At 70.0% G+C, this 237-nt stretch carries 1 pseudogene; it reads right to left on the reverse strand.

What is annotated here, in order from left to right:
• A pseudogene (locus SB751_RS35110) lies at window positions 1-237 on the reverse strand (nitrite reductase); the annotation flags it as partial.

Below are 237 nucleotides of genomic sequence, written 5' to 3' on the forward strand. Positions count from 1 at the left end.
GGCACGTCGTAGTCGCGTGCGATCCGCGCGAGCACGCGAAGCTGCGCGCTCGACAATTCGCCGTACGGCACGGCGACGCGCAGCATCGGCGCATGGCGCTGCACGTACCAGCCGTTCTGCAGGCGCAACGGCCGGAATGCGTCCTCGCTCAGCGTGCCGTGCTGCCAGCGCTCGAGCTGGTCGCGGAACTGGGCGGCGCGGCTGTGCACGAGCGCCCGGTCGAAATCGGTATATCGG

Source organism: Cupriavidus sp. SIMBA_020 (assembly GCF_046535395.1).
GTDB lineage: Bacteria > Pseudomonadota > Gammaproteobacteria > Burkholderiales > Burkholderiaceae > Cupriavidus > Cupriavidus campinensis.